18 protein-coding genes are annotated in these 12,529 nt (G+C 68.8%); 12 read left to right on the forward strand and 6 right to left on the reverse strand.

Translation table 11 applies throughout. From position 1 onward, the window contains the following. Window positions 1–4 precede the first annotated feature (4 nt). Genes IG02_RS0133325 through IG02_RS0133335 form a run of 3 tightly spaced genes read left to right on the forward strand, consistent with a single transcriptional unit; the run spans window position 5 to window position 865 of the window. The gene (locus tag IG02_RS0133325) at window positions 5–313 is read left to right on the forward strand and encodes a hypothetical protein (protein WP_030756646.1); all 309 of its coding nucleotides are present in this window, start codon (window positions 5–7) and stop codon (window positions 311–313) included. Beyond that, complete coding sequence (locus IG02_RS0133330; protein WP_030756647.1) at window positions 310–561, forward strand: hypothetical protein; 252 nt, start codon at window positions 310–312, stop codon at window positions 559–561. Before IG02_RS0133325 ends, IG02_RS0133330 begins: the two co-directional genes overlap by 4 nt. Window positions 562–574: 13 nt before the next feature. Then, a complete protein-coding gene (locus IG02_RS0133335) occupies window positions 575–865 on the forward strand; it encodes a hypothetical protein (protein ID WP_158712428.1) in 291 nt (96 codons plus the stop codon). Between the two features lie 8 nt (window positions 866–873). Here the strand turns inward: IG02_RS0133335 and IG02_RS0133340 are convergent, their stop codons facing one another. Further along, entirely contained in the window at window positions 874–1,635 is a 762-nt protein-coding gene (locus tag IG02_RS0133340; protein ID WP_158712429.1) for a hypothetical protein, read from the reverse strand. A gap of 232 nt (window positions 1,636–1,867) precedes the next feature. Between IG02_RS0133340 and IG02_RS42360 the strand changes: the two genes are divergently transcribed. From IG02_RS42360 to IG02_RS41900, 8 genes are all read left to right on the forward strand, one after another. Beyond that, window positions 1,868–2,107 carry a hypothetical protein gene (locus tag IG02_RS42360; RefSeq protein ID WP_037805017.1) on the forward strand — a complete coding sequence of 80 codons (240 nt, stop codon included), beginning with the start codon at window positions 1,868–1,870 and terminating at the stop codon, window positions 2,105–2,107. Window positions 2,108–2,180: 73 nt separating this feature from the next. Next, window positions 2,181–2,516 carry a hypothetical protein gene (locus tag IG02_RS0133350; protein WP_030756655.1) on the forward strand — a complete coding sequence of 112 codons (336 nt, stop codon included), beginning with the start codon at window positions 2,181–2,183 and terminating at the stop codon, window positions 2,514–2,516. Continuing rightward, on the forward strand, window positions 2,513–2,731 hold the full coding sequence (locus IG02_RS37250; RefSeq protein ID WP_037805018.1) for a hypothetical protein: 219 nt from the start codon (window positions 2,513–2,515) through the stop codon (window positions 2,729–2,731). The genes IG02_RS0133350 and IG02_RS37250 overlap by 4 nt, the downstream gene beginning before the upstream one ends. Further along, on the forward strand, window positions 2,728–3,144 hold the full coding sequence (locus IG02_RS0133360; protein WP_051766075.1) for a hypothetical protein: 417 nt from the start codon (window positions 2,728–2,730) through the stop codon (window positions 3,142–3,144). The genes IG02_RS37250 and IG02_RS0133360 overlap by 4 nt, the downstream gene beginning before the upstream one ends. A gap of 8 nt (window positions 3,145–3,152) precedes the next feature. Beyond that, the gene (locus tag IG02_RS0133365; protein WP_030756661.1) at window positions 3,153–3,362 is read left to right on the forward strand and encodes a hypothetical protein; all 210 of its coding nucleotides are present in this window, start codon (window positions 3,153–3,155) and stop codon (window positions 3,360–3,362) included. 404 nt (window positions 3,363–3,766) lie between these two features. Then, the gene (locus IG02_RS0133370; protein ID WP_051766077.1) at window positions 3,767–4,612 is read left to right on the forward strand and encodes a helix-turn-helix transcriptional regulator; all 846 of its coding nucleotides are present in this window, start codon (window positions 3,767–3,769) and stop codon (window positions 4,610–4,612) included. Between the two features lie 251 nt (window positions 4,613–4,863). Continuing rightward, window positions 4,864–5,907, forward strand: coding sequence for a polyketide synthase (locus IG02_RS0133375; protein ID WP_030756667.1), 1,044 nt, complete (start codon window positions 4,864–4,866; stop codon window positions 5,905–5,907). 908 nt (window positions 5,908–6,815) lie between these two features. Next, window positions 6,816–7,052 (forward strand): hypothetical protein, encoded by a 237-nt coding sequence (locus IG02_RS41900; protein ID WP_158712431.1) that lies wholly within the window; start codon window positions 6,816–6,818, stop codon window positions 7,050–7,052. Window positions 7,053–7,434: 382 nt separating this feature from the next. On the opposite strand, the gene IG02_RS0133390 is transcribed toward IG02_RS41900, so the two are convergent. The 5 genes from IG02_RS0133390 to IG02_RS0133410 form a co-directional block, all read right to left on the reverse strand. Next, window positions 7,435–9,705: a DEAD/DEAH box helicase gene (locus IG02_RS0133390; RefSeq protein WP_078855032.1), complete on the reverse strand. Its 2,271-nt coding sequence runs from the start codon at window positions 9,703–9,705 to the stop codon at window positions 7,435–7,437. A 53-nt stretch (window positions 9,706–9,758) separates the two neighbouring features. Further along, window positions 9,759–10,778, reverse strand: coding sequence for a helix-turn-helix domain-containing protein (locus IG02_RS40105; RefSeq protein ID WP_051766079.1), 1,020 nt, complete (start codon window positions 10,776–10,778; stop codon window positions 9,759–9,761). A gap of 39 nt (window positions 10,779–10,817) precedes the next feature. Continuing rightward, window positions 10,818–11,345 carry a helix-turn-helix domain-containing protein gene (locus tag IG02_RS0133400; protein WP_107055767.1) on the reverse strand — a complete coding sequence of 176 codons (528 nt, stop codon included), beginning with the start codon at window positions 11,343–11,345 and terminating at the stop codon, window positions 10,818–10,820. Between the two features lie 142 nt (window positions 11,346–11,487). After that, complete coding sequence (locus IG02_RS0133405; RefSeq protein WP_030756685.1) at window positions 11,488–11,817, reverse strand: DUF6233 domain-containing protein; 330 nt, start codon at window positions 11,815–11,817, stop codon at window positions 11,488–11,490. 134 nt (window positions 11,818–11,951) lie between these two features. Further along, window positions 11,952–12,209, reverse strand: coding sequence for a hypothetical protein (locus tag IG02_RS0133410; RefSeq protein ID WP_030756689.1), 258 nt, complete (start codon window positions 12,207–12,209; stop codon window positions 11,952–11,954). Window positions 12,210–12,400: 191 nt separating this feature from the next. On the opposite strand from IG02_RS0133410, the gene IG02_RS44030 reads away from it, so the two are divergent. Next, a partial coding sequence (locus tag IG02_RS44030) for a DUF6221 family protein (protein WP_420707815.1) occupies window positions 12,401–12,529 on the forward strand: 129 nt, incomplete at its 3' end.

Consider the following 12,529-nt stretch of genomic DNA (forward strand, 5'->3'; position numbering starts at 1 on the left):
CGGGATGGGGCACGAAGCGTGGACGGTGGACCGACTCCATCACGCCCTCCCGCACTCTGCTCTCCGGCAGCAGCTCCTCCACGACGTCAACCTCACCCCCATCGAGGCCCTGCCGGCCGCCCTCGACCGGTGGACAAGGGTCGTCGAACAGCTTGAGAACGAGGCGCCCGGCATCGAAGCCGCCCGCACCGCCGCCAAGGTCGGCCACCTCCTCCCGTCGCACCTGACGGCCCCAGGCGCCGGTGTCACCGACCGGACCAGCGACATCCTCCACGACGCTGCTGCTCGGCGGCGCGGCCAGGGCGCCGCGTGACCTACCGCCTCGCGTTCCCCGCCGACGTCTTCGACACCTACAAGCAGCTCCCCGACGCCGCCCGCCGTGACCTCGCCGTATGCCTCGTCGACACGCAGGAAGACCCGCTCGCACACTCCGAGCCGTACGGGCAGGACGACGGCATCATCCGCACCGTCGCCCGCGGGCACGTCACCGCCGTCATCCTCATCGGTACAGACACGCAGACCCTGACCGTCCTCACCATCGCCTACGCCGGTCCGCACTGAAGGCGAGGCAGACGTGGCAGCCAAACGCATGACGGACCGTGCCGCCCGCACGCTCCTTGAGTCCGCCGAGCTGGTGAAGGCACCGGACTGGTCCGAGACCCATCGCTGGCATGTGGTGGCCGACGGGAAGACCTTGATCGTGGTGGCGCCGTCCTACGGGGGTGCTTCCCGTACGGGGCGGAACGGCTGGCGCTGGTGGCTCGCGGACCTCGGCCCCAGCAAGAGCAGCGTCCACCCCACCCGGCAGACAGCGGCTACGGCGGGGCTGGCCGTCTGGCTTCGGTGGATCACCCGCCCCGCCTGACCGGACAGCTACTCGGGATCGGGGCCGGCCCCTTCGACGTCCTCAGCAGGGCGCGGCACGAGACGATCCCATGACCGGTTCGCCGCAGTCCCCGCAGCCGAAGCCAGCGCCGCCGGCACAGCCGAGTCCTCCGCCAGCTCCTTCAGCGTCTCGTTCTCCACCACGGCCTGCAACGACAGCAGGAACACGACTGCGGCGACGAACCAGTAGAACAGGCGCCGCTGTTCCTCCCACGACAGCCCGCGTCCCTGCGTTGCGGCGAAGACCCGAGCGGGCTCCTCCAGCTCGTCGAGAAGCCCTTCCGGTACGGCCGAGAGCCCCTCGTCCAGGTCCTCGTCGTCGAGGCTGTACGTCTCGTCCAGTGCCCGCACCACGGACAGGTAGGCGTCCCCGCCCACGATGCCGCTCAGGTCGAGCTGAGCGGTCGCCCGGGCCAGCGTCTCCGCCAGGCCGGACCCTGCTACCGCCCGGGCCACAATCTGCTGGTGGAACTCCGCCGAGGCCAAGGCGGCGGATGCCGCCGCGGCCGCTCGCTGCATGACCGGCTGGTTCTGTCTGAGCACCGCAGCGACCTGGGCCATGCCCATGTAGGAGGTCCGGTGCATCCGGGCCACCTGCTCAGCCACCTGCTGCCCGACCACCCGCTGGGCCAGTTGCTCGCCGACCGCAGCGGCTATCCGCGCTCCGATGACGTTCAACCCCGGTACCGCCACGGCCGATGCGTCCTGTGCCGAACTCGGCTGCTGGTTTCTGCTGTTCTCGTTGTCCATGCCGGGACTCTGGCACAGAACTGCCTCTCCGGGATCAGGAGGTACGCATGTCGCCACAAACAAGAACCCTAAGCATTGCATGCACAATGCTTAGGGTGTAATACTGGTTCCGTTGACCTTCCGGGCGCCACATTCGGCCTTGGGAGAGCAAGGCAAGCGCAGATGCCGATCCGCGACACCCTGAACTCGCCCCGTCACCCAACTCGCCCTGCCCCAACTCCTGAGGAGCATCATGACGACCATCCCTTCCGCTCGTGCCCGCCTGTCCGCGTACATGGCTCACAAGTCCGATGCCGACCAAGCCGAGTTCGAGCGGCGTGTCGACGCCGTCGTGGCAGAGGCTACCGAAACGCTGCGGGCCCGGGTCGCCGAGCTGGAAAAGGACGCCGCTTTCCTCCGCGCCCTGGAGGCGGCGGGCGTGGACAACTGGGAGGGCTACGACGACGCCTGCGAGATCGCGAGCGGCAGCTGAGAGTTCCCTCCCTCCCCAGCATCAGGTGGGCCCGTCGAACGGGGCGGGCCCACCCCACCCCTTAAGGAGCGTCATGACGAACATCTCGCTCACCCCGGCCGTGGCGTTGACCCGTCTCCGCCGGTACGAGGAGCGCACGTCGACCTGGTCGACAGCCTCGTGCAACGACGGCACGGAGAAGGCGCTGCACCAGATCGCGGTCACCCTGGCCGTCGAGGTTGAGCGGCTGCGGAAGGCCCTGCCGGACATCAGCGAACAGCAGGAGATCGTCGCACAGGCCATTCGCGACTTCCGGTTCCACAACTACGGACTCGACAACGTCGACCCGAACAGCGAGTACGCCGAGTGGGTCGGAGACCTCGCGAGCGCCATCGTCCGGGCGCTGTCCGCCGAGGAGACCACACCGTGATCATGCGCCACCACACCCCGCCGTCGCCGTTCGGTTGCCGCTGGTGCGGCATCGACCGCAGGAGCCACGGCCGCCAGTGGGTCGCGTCCCAGGGCATGCACGCCTGGGAGCGGCCGACCGACGCACAGATCCTCGCCCGCATACGCGCCCGGAGGGCAGCTCAGAAGGACCGGCCCGTATCCGACCTCCTCAACTCCGGGAGGCAACGAGCATGAGAGCTCTGACACTGAAGTACCCGTGGAGCGCCGCTGTCGCGTACGGCCCGAAGCGGATCGATAACCGGTCCACGCCCATCCCGGAGAAGCATCTCGGCACCACGGTCTTCATCCACGCCGGCGCCGGGGAAGACGAGAATGTCCTGCCCGCCGACATGGTCCGCGCATGGCCGCGGCATTCCCGAGCGGTCGTCGCCGTCGCCACCCTCGCCTCCTGTCACCAGGCGGCGAAGCCCGTCTGCTGCGCGCCCTGGGGATTCCCCAACGCCTGGCACTGGGTCCTCGAGAACGTCCGGCCCGTTCCGCACCCGCCACGCCCGGTGCGTGGCCAACTCGGGCTCTGGACCGTTCCCGCCGAGGTCGTGGCCGCCGTACAAGGGCAGGTCGACATTCCGTTGTCGGTGGGCTCGTGAGGCGGCGGGTGTCGAAGCGGGAGATCCTGCGCCGTCTGGAAGCCCTCGAGGCACTCCTCAACCAGCCGCCTGCCCGGATCGCCGGTCAGACGGCCCTGCCGATGGGGATGATCGGGCATCACACGTACGAGGGCCCCGGGGCATGCCGGGCGGATCTGTTCGGCACTGTGTGCGGGGCGCACCGGGACGCGCACGAGTTCGTCGACGACGGCCGGTAGAGGGCTGCGGGCGGCCGGTGTCGAGGCCGCGCGTGATGGCGAGTGTCGGCACCGGCCGCGGTCTTGAGGCCGTGACGAGAGACGGGCGTCCGGGGGCGCGGGCCACGCTGCGAAACCCACCATGGTGTGTTGCGGCCCGCGCCCCCGTAACGTCGTTCCGTCACCGTTCTCCCCGGGCGGAGACTGCCTGACCGTTGTTCAAAACACGCATTCCGAACTGGCCGGGACAATCTCCCCTCGGGGTACACATCAAGACCACTGATGATGGAACTGGCAGGTCAGCGGCCCAGCACCCACATCCTGACCTAACCCGTTCCGGTTATCTCCGGGCCGTTTTTCCACCCAAAAACCGCATGAATATTTACACTCCACACGGCAATAGATGCCCACTACACGGGGGGAACGTGAAGCAAGACCCGCTCCGTCAGCTCCTCACCACACGCCGATCCGCGATCGAACCCGAAACCCACGGCCTCACCCGCCCCACCGGCCAAGGCCGCCGCGCCGCCGGCCTCTCCCAACACCAGGTCGACCATCTCACCGACCGAGCCATCAACACCTACCAACGCCTCGAGTCCGGGAACTACCTGAACCCGCCCCTCGACTACCTCCGCGACATCGCCGTCCTGTTCGACATGAACGAACACGAGTGGATCGCCCTCCACCGCTACGCCCGCGGCGAAGACCCGCCCGGCCCCCTCAGCCAGGACTCTGGCTACCACGTCGCGGGCGCCTGGCAGCACGCCGTCAACTCCATCGGCGAAATGGCCTACCTCACGGATGCCTCCTGGAACGTCCTCGCCGCCAACGCCGAGTGGGCCGGCTTGTTCCCCAGCGGCCGTACCCCCGACAACACCATGCGGTGGATGCTGCTCTCTGCCGAGGCCCGGCACGTCCTGACCGACTGGAAAACCGCGTGGGCGCCCCTCATCCTGCCCCAGCTCCGTGTCGCCCTCGCCACCCGCCAGGACGACACCCTCCGCGCCATCGAACGCGACGTCCTCGCCGACCCGGTCACCCGCAGCCTGTACGACGAGCAGGGCGTCTACGTGCACCCCAACGGCGACCAACGGCCCATCCACCACGCCGTCCACGGGCCCGGCTGGGTCACCATGTGCTCCGCACAACCCGAAGGCAGCACCGGCTCCCGGCTGATGATCCTCCTGTATCAGCCCGGCGCCCGCCGTCCCCGGCCGCAGACCCCACTCCGGGCCTGCCCGCCAGGCCCGCGCACCCCCACACGCCCCTGACTCCAGCACATTGAGCCCCCACGCCTCGAACAGCAGGACCGCTCAAGGCACGGCCAACGGCCGGCATGCTCCGGAACGGGAGAACCGGAGCGGAAGCAGAGGAACAGCGCACCCTGGCCACCGCCAGGCCAGGGCACCGCAGTCGAATCCGCATTCCTCCCCCTACAGGGGAACACGGCACACGATTTGGACGTACGGTTTGGGCCACCCCCGCACGCAGACCAGCCATGCCCAGCCCTGCCGGAGGACACATGCCCGCCTACGTCACCACACCCCAGATCGTGCTCCCCCCGCACAAGATCACCACAGCCGAGATCCTCGACGACATCCGGGCACGGCACGCCACCCACCCACGGCTGCCCGTCATCCTCCGCGCCATCACCAACTGCGGCGTCACCACACGCCACTTCACCCGGCCCCTCGACGCCCCCACCGTCACCGGCACCGCCGACGTCCAGGAACGCACCCGGGCCGCCTTCAACGACTGCCTCACCATGGCCACCGAAGCCGCCACCCAGGCCCTCGCCCACGCCGGCCTCACCCCGAGCGACATCGACGCGGTCGTCACCTCCCACGCCACCGGCTGGTCCGTCCCCAATCTCGACGTCCACCTCACCGCCGCCCTCGGCCTCCCGCCGACCGTGCGACGCCTCCCCATGACCACCCTCGCCTGCGCCGGCGGCGCCCACGCCCTCATAAGGGCCGCCGACCACGTCACCGCTCACCCCACGGCCCGGGTCCTCGTCGTCGCCACCGAAGCCCTGTCGACGTCGTACAACCACGCAGACACCAGCATCCCCAGCATGATCTACAAGGCACTGTTCGCGGACTCCGCCGCCGCAGCCATCGTCACCGCCGAGCTCCTCGAGCCCGGGATCCGGATCGACGACACCTTCGAGTACTGGCTCCCCGGCAGCCTCGACCGGTACGAAGGCCGCCTCGACCAGACCGGCCTCCACTTCGACTCCACCCGCCAAGCCCCCGCCGCCGCGGGCCAGTCCATGCCCGCCGTCCTCAACTGGCTCGGCCACAACCACATCATCGACTGGGCCGTCATCCACCCCGGCGGGCCGTCCATCATCCGCGACGTCGCCCACGCCCTCGGCCTCGACGACCACGACGCCCAGCACTCGTACGACTCCCTCACCGAGTGCGGCAACCTCGGCGGCCCCGCGGTCCTGGACGTCCTCGCCCGCACCCACACCACACCGCCCGCGCACGGCACGACCGGCGTTCTGGCCGCGTTCGGCCCCGGCTTCACCGTGTCCGCGATCCGCGGCACCTGGCAGGCGTGACGGGGGGTTCCTGCCGGCCGGTGCGCCGTGTGAGGATCCGCCCATGACCCGGACCATGCTCCCGCCCAGTGCCCGCTGTCTCGCGCCGTCCGCTCGTGACCGGGGACGATGTCGCCGACCGTGGCGGACACGAGGATCATGGTGCGCAGGTCGGTACGGGCACCCTTCCCCGAGCGGGCGGCCAGGGCGGCTTCGACTTTGCGGGCCTTGAAGTACGCCTGCGGGCGGCCCGAGTCGGGATGCGGCCGGTACCCGGCCGGCTTCAGCCCCAGCCGGAAGATGGTCCTTGACGCGGCCTTCGCGGGGTCCTTGGCCTTCGACTTCAGAACGTCCACGCCGATCTGCTCCAGCGTCCACAGCTCGTGCTGTTCGATGATCGGCCACAGTTCGACCCCTTCGACGATCGTCCCGATGTCCAGGTTGCCGTCGTCGTCGGTGGGGTAGCCGTCGAAGTCGTGGTCGGCGGCGTAGGCCGGTCCGATGAACTCGTCACCGGCGAGGGAGACCCCGTCGGGCAGGGCGGCGTTGATGGCGTGGTGGTAGGCGATGTTGATCGCCTCGATGTCGTAGTCGTCCCCGCCGTAGGAGCCGAGGGCTTTGAGGACGGTGGTCTCGAGGTTGAGCGCGTACTGGTCGACGCGGGTGACCCAGGTGCCGTAGCTGGTGGTGGTCGTCATGACGGTGCTCCCCTTCGGTCCGGCGGCGATGGGGGCCTTTGCTGCCCCCCTCACCTCGATGACTCAACCTTGCCGTATGTACGGCAAGGTTGGCAAGGGGTGTCACTCGAAAGGGTGAACACGTAGGACAAAATCCCCAGCAGAAAAGACTTGCCGAAGCACTCAAAACGGGCGGGTCGGTCCAGCCTTGTCCATCCGTTGCCTATGCCGGACGCCAGTCGTTCTTGCTGTATGAGCGACGAGACCAAGTTCGACACATCGATGCCTGCCAGCCGCGCTTACCACGCCGAGATGTGCGCTCCCTCCAGCGGCGGTCCGTCATCGGTTGTGGACCTGGCCAAGCTGAAAGCCGCAGCGGATGAGGAGATGAAAGGGCTGTTGAATGCTGGCTGGCGAAGCGTTCCCGCACTGCTACGGCTCATGATGCACGACGTTCGCCTCGTGATGGCGCCTACCCGAAGTGACTGAACCTGGCCCCGCGGGGGCATCCGCCAGGCACCGGCCGGGGTCGGCATCCGTTTCATTCCTGCGCGGGATTCGTTAGGCGCATAGGATGAGTTGCGCTGCCTGCGTGATTGCCCAGCTGACGAAGAGGTTCGGATGTCGCCCGCGCATAAGCTCGCACAAAGCGCCGTTCTGGGGGCCGTCGCCGCGATGCCCGTGGTGTGGATTGTCTGGATGGTGAGTGACAACCCGCCGTCGCCTCAGACCACCATTCTCGGCTCTGCGATGGCCGGTCTCGGCGGGGTGTGGGTCGCCGTGAAGGCGCGGCGGCTCCGGGCGCGCGGCCGGCGGCAGGGCAGAGGGTGAGGTATGGGGACCAGGCACGTCTCATGAGGCTGCTGCCCGGTTACCAACGCATGCCGAGTGCGTCGAGGGCCGTGATTCGCTCGGCGCTGATGCCGCCCTTTTTGACTCCACTGCGCAACTGTCTCTGGTACAGGATCCAGGATCCGAGTTTGGTGCCGTCTGGTGCGGTGTAGGAGTGCTTGACGTGCAGGTGGCCGTGCTTGGCGTGGAACTGCTGCGCCGCGGCGTACATCTGCCACCAGCGGACGTCGATCTTGTCCCAGACCATGCCGAGCTCGTCGAGCGCGGACTTCTGCTCCAGCGGCAGGGTGCCTCTGCCGTGCTTGACGCGCTGGGTGGTGAGCCAGGCACCGAGTTTGTGCCCGCTGGGCGTGCTGTACTCACGCGGTACCCGCAGGTGGCCGTGCTCGCGATGGTAGAGGCGGGCCGCGGTGATGCCGGCGGCCCATGCTTCTTCGACGCGGTTCGGGTCCCATTTGAAGCCGAGAGCCTCCAGCGCTGCTTGCCTTTCGGGGGCCAGTTTTCCGCTACGGCGTAGGGATCGCTGCTTGCTGAGCCAAATCCCCAAGCTCACCCCGTCCGCGGTGCGGTGCGACTGCGGTACGTTCAGGTGCCCGTGCTCGGCCCGGTAGGAAGCGGCGGTGTCGAGGTTCACGGCGAACGCCTCGGCACTGGGATCCCAGACCATGCCGATCGCGGTGAGCTTCTCGACGCGGTCTGTACTGAGACGGCCGCGTCGGAATTCGTGGCGGCGTTGGGCGATCCAGCCCCCCAGGCGGAAGCCGTGCTCTGTGCGGTGCTCGGCGGGCACGAGCAGGTGCTGGTGTTCTTCGTAATAGCGCGCGGCTACGTAGTAGCCCTCCCACCAGGGGTTGGTGCTCTGGCGCACGAGCATCAGCTTCACCTGGGCGAGGAAATCTTGGCTCGTGCCGGGCGGTAGGACGAATGTGATCTTATCGGGTAGTTGTGGGTTACTTGCGGAGTTCTTGCTCCGTTGGCTGTCGAGTGCGACCCCCAGTGGCTCATCGTGAGCGCGCAGAGCACGCACGACCTGCCACAGGGTCTCGTAGTCGCCAGGGTCCAAGTCACCGATCTCGCCGTCTTCTTCGGGCACCACCAGCGGCACGATGATCGTTGAGGGGCCTGGCACCTGCGGATCCCGGCGCAGCGCTCGCCCGACCGCTTGGGTGATATCCACGGCTGATCTTTTGGGATGTCCGAACAGGACTGCGTCTACTGCTGGTAGGTCGACGCCTTCGCTCAGGCATCGCGCGCTGCTGATGACCGTCCAGCCGTGGGTGTGCCGCAGTCGGTTGAGGATGCTGCCCCTGGCCCGGTGGTCCATCTTGCCGTGGATGTGTGCCGCGTAGAGGTGGTCCTGGTCAGTGGGCGAGGTGCGGGATACAGCGTGTTTCAGGGTGCGGGCGAACTCGGCGGCCGCGTCGACGCGGGGGTGGTAGGTCAAGGCGCGTCGGATACCGTACTGCTGGCGGGCGCGGCCTAGGGCGACTTGGGCGACGACGGTTTGCAGCGACGGTGCCCCCAGCGCATCCACGTATTCGATGCCCTCGTCGGCCAGCAGCTTACGTGCCTCGGCGTCCCGGACGCCGATCACCGCGATGCGGTAGTCCTCCAGGTATCCATCGGTGATGCCCTGCGCGAAGGAATACCGGCCCAGGACCGGGCCGAACACGGTTTCGTCGTCCATGCCGACCATCGGCAGCGAGTCGATGCCGGCGTTGATGCGCAGGTCCTCACGAGGGGTGGCTGTCATGAACAGCCGGCGCCGGGCGGGGAGCCGGCCCGGCTGGAGGATCTTGCGGGTGGTGAAGTCGGCCCGGCCGGCGAGGTGGTGAGCTTCGTCGAGGACCAGGAGGTCCAGCGGGCTGGTCGCAAGGACCGCGTCCGCCAGCCGGACCGCGGAAAGGTACGTGCACAGCACCAGCCGGATCCCGGGTGCAGACGGCCGGCGCAACCAGACGGTGATGTCCTCGGTGCGAGTGGTGACCGGCACGGGCAGGTCGTGGGTGTGTACGGCGGCATCCGCGACGGTGTCGTCGCTGCATACCGCCAGCGCATCCAGCGGCTGGCGGGCGTTGCGGGACCAGGAGGCCAGGGTCTGTGCGACCAGGGAGAGGGAAGGCGCGAGGACGGCGACGGTCCCGCCGCCGGGCAGGAGCTGCTCGGCGGAGCGCTGGGCGACGATCGTCTTGCCGCTGCCGCAGGCCATGTGGATCTGGCCGTTCCCGCCGTCCCGTAGCCCTCGCCATACGCTGCTGACGATCTCTTGTTGGTAGGGGCGTAATTTCATACGTTGACGAATCCTTTGATCTGGCGAGAACGAGGGCGTCGGCAGGGCCGGGTTCACGCGTCGTTGTTGTCGAGGTCGGCGTAGTCGATGCGGGCGCCGGTCAGCGCGGCGGCGCGGGCGCACACCTGCCGGTGCCAGGACGCCGTCCAGCCGTGCCAGCCCTCCGACCAGCTCGTCCCGCGCACGCCGGCCTTGTACTCGTCGTCGTCGCGGTAGGTGATCAGCGTGTCGTCGTCCGCGTCCTCAAGGCCGGCGACCAGCTTGGCGACCGCGGCGTCAGTTGCCGCCTTCAGTTCGGCGATCTCGGGCCGGACACGGCCGGGGACCGGGTCGCGGCCCTGCTCCCAGGAGCGCAGCGTGCGCGGGTTCACGCCGAGCCGATTGGCCATGTCGTCGCCCGTCAGGCCCAGGTACTCCCGGGCCGTGCGCAGCTCTGCGGGGGTCAGCGGGTCGTCTTCCGCCAGGTCGTCGCGCAGGCCCCGCAGGTAGGCGCCCAGGCCGTGGCAGACCGCTACCGGGCTGTCCCCGCAGTCGACGAGGCCGGCCAGGATCTCCCGCTCGATCTCGTCCAGGCGGTCGTCGGTGGTGTCGGCGGTGATGTCGTGCTCCTCGACCTCAAAGCCGTTGACGGCGCCGTCGATGTCCCAGATCCCGACCAGGTCACTGTCGGGGAAGCCCTGGTCCGCCTCGCCCCTGTAGTTGCTCCCCGACGACAGACCGAGGATGCTCTCGATCTCCTCATCGGCGGCGCGGGCGTCGTCGTCCCACTGGGCGACGGTGTTGTTGCCGTCCCAGACCGCTTCCGTCCCGGCAATGACGAGGTCGGCGAGGGGGGCGATCTGCCGCATGACCCGGTTCACGGCGTCCGCGGTCAGGACCGGGATCGGGTAGCGGATGTCCAGACCGTGGTAGACGGTGCCCGGGACCGCGTTGCCGACCTCGGAGTTGTAGGTGGCGGACAGCGTCTCGTTCTGGGTGTCGAGTTCGATGTAGGCGGGCTGGGGTTCGGTCTGTCCGTCGTAGTGGCGGTACAGCTCGGTCGCTGCGGTGCAGTCGATGATGGTGACGCTCACAGGATGGCCCCTTTCCGGGGGAAAGTTCGGTGGATGACTTCAGAGGGCGGCGACGGCGGCACGGATGCTGCGGGAGACGATGCCGAGCAGGTCGACCGTGGTCCGCTCGCCGTCGTAGAAGCGGATGTGCAGGGCGTCGGCCCCGTGGTGCTGGAACATCAGCCGGCCGGTGGGCACGTCGAAGTAGACCTTGCTGATCGATCCGACGATGCCGCCGACGCGGCCGTTGGCGATGGCCCGGCCGAGGAACTCGGCGCTGGCGACGTTGCCGCTGCGGTAGTAGTCGACGTCCAGGCCGGAGAACTCGGTCCAGTTGTTGAGGTAGACGCGGTCCATGCCGTTCTTCTGCCAGCGCCGGCCACCGATGGCGACCATGGTGTCGGCGGTGAGGACGGCCGGGCGGGCGGGGCGCTTCATGGCGCCGATGGCGATGCGGGCGGCGAGGGAGGCGGCGTCGATGATCCAGCGGCCGGCGGTCTTCGTGGCAGCGATGACGCCGCGGCGGCACCAGCCACGCACGGTGGCGACTGATACGTGGGCCTCACGGGCTGCTGCGGTGGTGTTCATGAGCTTCTCCGAGTCACTTACGGAGCGGGCTGGGGCTGTTCCCCTGCCTCACACCCACAGACTACACCCTAAAATAGGGTGCGGCGCAAGGTGTTCACCCAAACTCTTACCGTGATCATCGAAAATGCCCCGCGCACGCCGCCTAGAGCACGCCGAGGGCGGTGTCCGGCCGGCACAGCGGGCACGGCCGGATACCGTGCTCGACCAGCCCGGTGACGGCCTGGTCCCGAGTGAGGGGCTGGACTGCGCGGCCACGCATCTTGCAGTCCCCCACATGGATGGCGATCGGAGAGCGCGCGCCGTCGATCCCCCGCTCAACCAGCCACTCAGGGGGTGCCGGGGGTGGCCGGCGCGCGGCTTCCTCAGCAGCACGCCCCTCCTCCTCGGCGATCCACCGGCGGGTGCGCTCCAGGTCCTGGAGCTGGACCCGCTCCAGGAAGCGGAGCGCGATCAGGCGCGGCGAATCGGTCATAAGTTCGAGTGTAGGTTCGGCGCGATCCCGGCTTCACCACGGACCCCCCCCGGGGGCTCTGCCACACTGGGCGGTGGCCCGTCGTGCATCCCCCGTCGCGGCGGGCCACCACCACACCCCGGGCCTACCCGCTGTCAGCCCCCGGCCGCCAGCCCGGCCCCTTCGGCTTCCGCAGCGGCGGCCTTCACCGCCATCTCCAGATCGCTGCGGTTCACGCCGGCCTCGGCCGCGTGCTCGGTCACCGCGGCATGCACGGCCGCTGCCGCTTCCCACCACGGCCGCCACGCCTCCGGCGAGTAGTCCTCGCGCAGGGCATCTGCCCGGGCCGCGTTCGCCACGCGCTGGAGCCGGAGCAGGTGATCGGGTACGTCGGGTCTCTTGTCTTTCGCCACGGCCGGAGCTTACGCCGCAGCCGTCACAGCCATCGCTCGGTACCTGGCCGGGAAAGCGAGAAGCGGCCCGCCCGAGATGGGCGGGCCGCTGTGTCGGGGAGGTTATGCACCGGGCACGCTACGCCCAGCCCCCTGCCCCTGTCAGGCCATAGGTCATGCCATATCGCGCGTCGGATTTGGTAAAATTGATCATGTCTCAGGACCTGATCGACTTCCTCAAACCCCGCCTCGACGAAGACGAGCGGGCCGCGCGGGTGGCCAAGCCGAGCCCGTGGCATGCGGACGGCGACCCGGCCCGCGTACTACGGGAGCTGGAGGCC

Source organism: Streptomyces sp. NRRL F-5135 (genome assembly GCF_000719775.1).
In the GTDB taxonomy this organism is placed as follows: Bacteria; Actinomycetota; Actinomycetes; order Streptomycetales; family Streptomycetaceae; genus Streptomyces; species Streptomyces hebeiensis.

Coding starts and splice junctions, on each gene's coding strand:
- IG02_RS0133340 (WP_158712429.1), bottom strand. CDS start 1,635: ATGGACAACGAGAACAGCAGAAACCAGCAGCCGAGTTCGGCACAGGAC.
- IG02_RS0133360 (WP_051766075.1), top strand. CDS start 2,728: ATGAGAGCTCTGACACTGAAGTACCCGTGGAGCGCCGCTGTCGCGTAC.
- IG02_RS41900 (WP_158712431.1), top strand. CDS start 6,816: ATGAGCGACGAGACCAAGTTCGACACATCGATGCCTGCCAGCCGCGCT.
- IG02_RS0133390 (WP_078855032.1), bottom strand. CDS start 9,705: ATGAAATTACGCCCCTACCAACAAGAGATCGTCAGCAGCGTATGGCGA.
- IG02_RS0133405 (WP_030756685.1), bottom strand. CDS start 11,817: ATGACCGATTCGCCGCGCCTGATCGCGCTCCGCTTCCTGGAGCGGGTC.
- IG02_RS0133350 (WP_030756655.1), top strand. CDS start 2,181: ATGACGAACATCTCGCTCACCCCGGCCGTGGCGTTGACCCGTCTCCGC.
- IG02_RS0133375 (WP_030756667.1), top strand. CDS start 4,864: ATGCCCGCCTACGTCACCACACCCCAGATCGTGCTCCCCCCGCACAAG.
- IG02_RS0133400 (WP_107055767.1), bottom strand. CDS start 11,345: ATGAACACCACCGCAGCAGCCCGTGAGGCCCACGTATCAGTCGCCACC.
- IG02_RS42360 (WP_037805017.1), top strand. CDS start 1,868: ATGACGACCATCCCTTCCGCTCGTGCCCGCCTGTCCGCGTACATGGCT.
- IG02_RS0133325 (WP_030756646.1), top strand. CDS start 5: ATGGGGCACGAAGCGTGGACGGTGGACCGACTCCATCACGCCCTCCCG.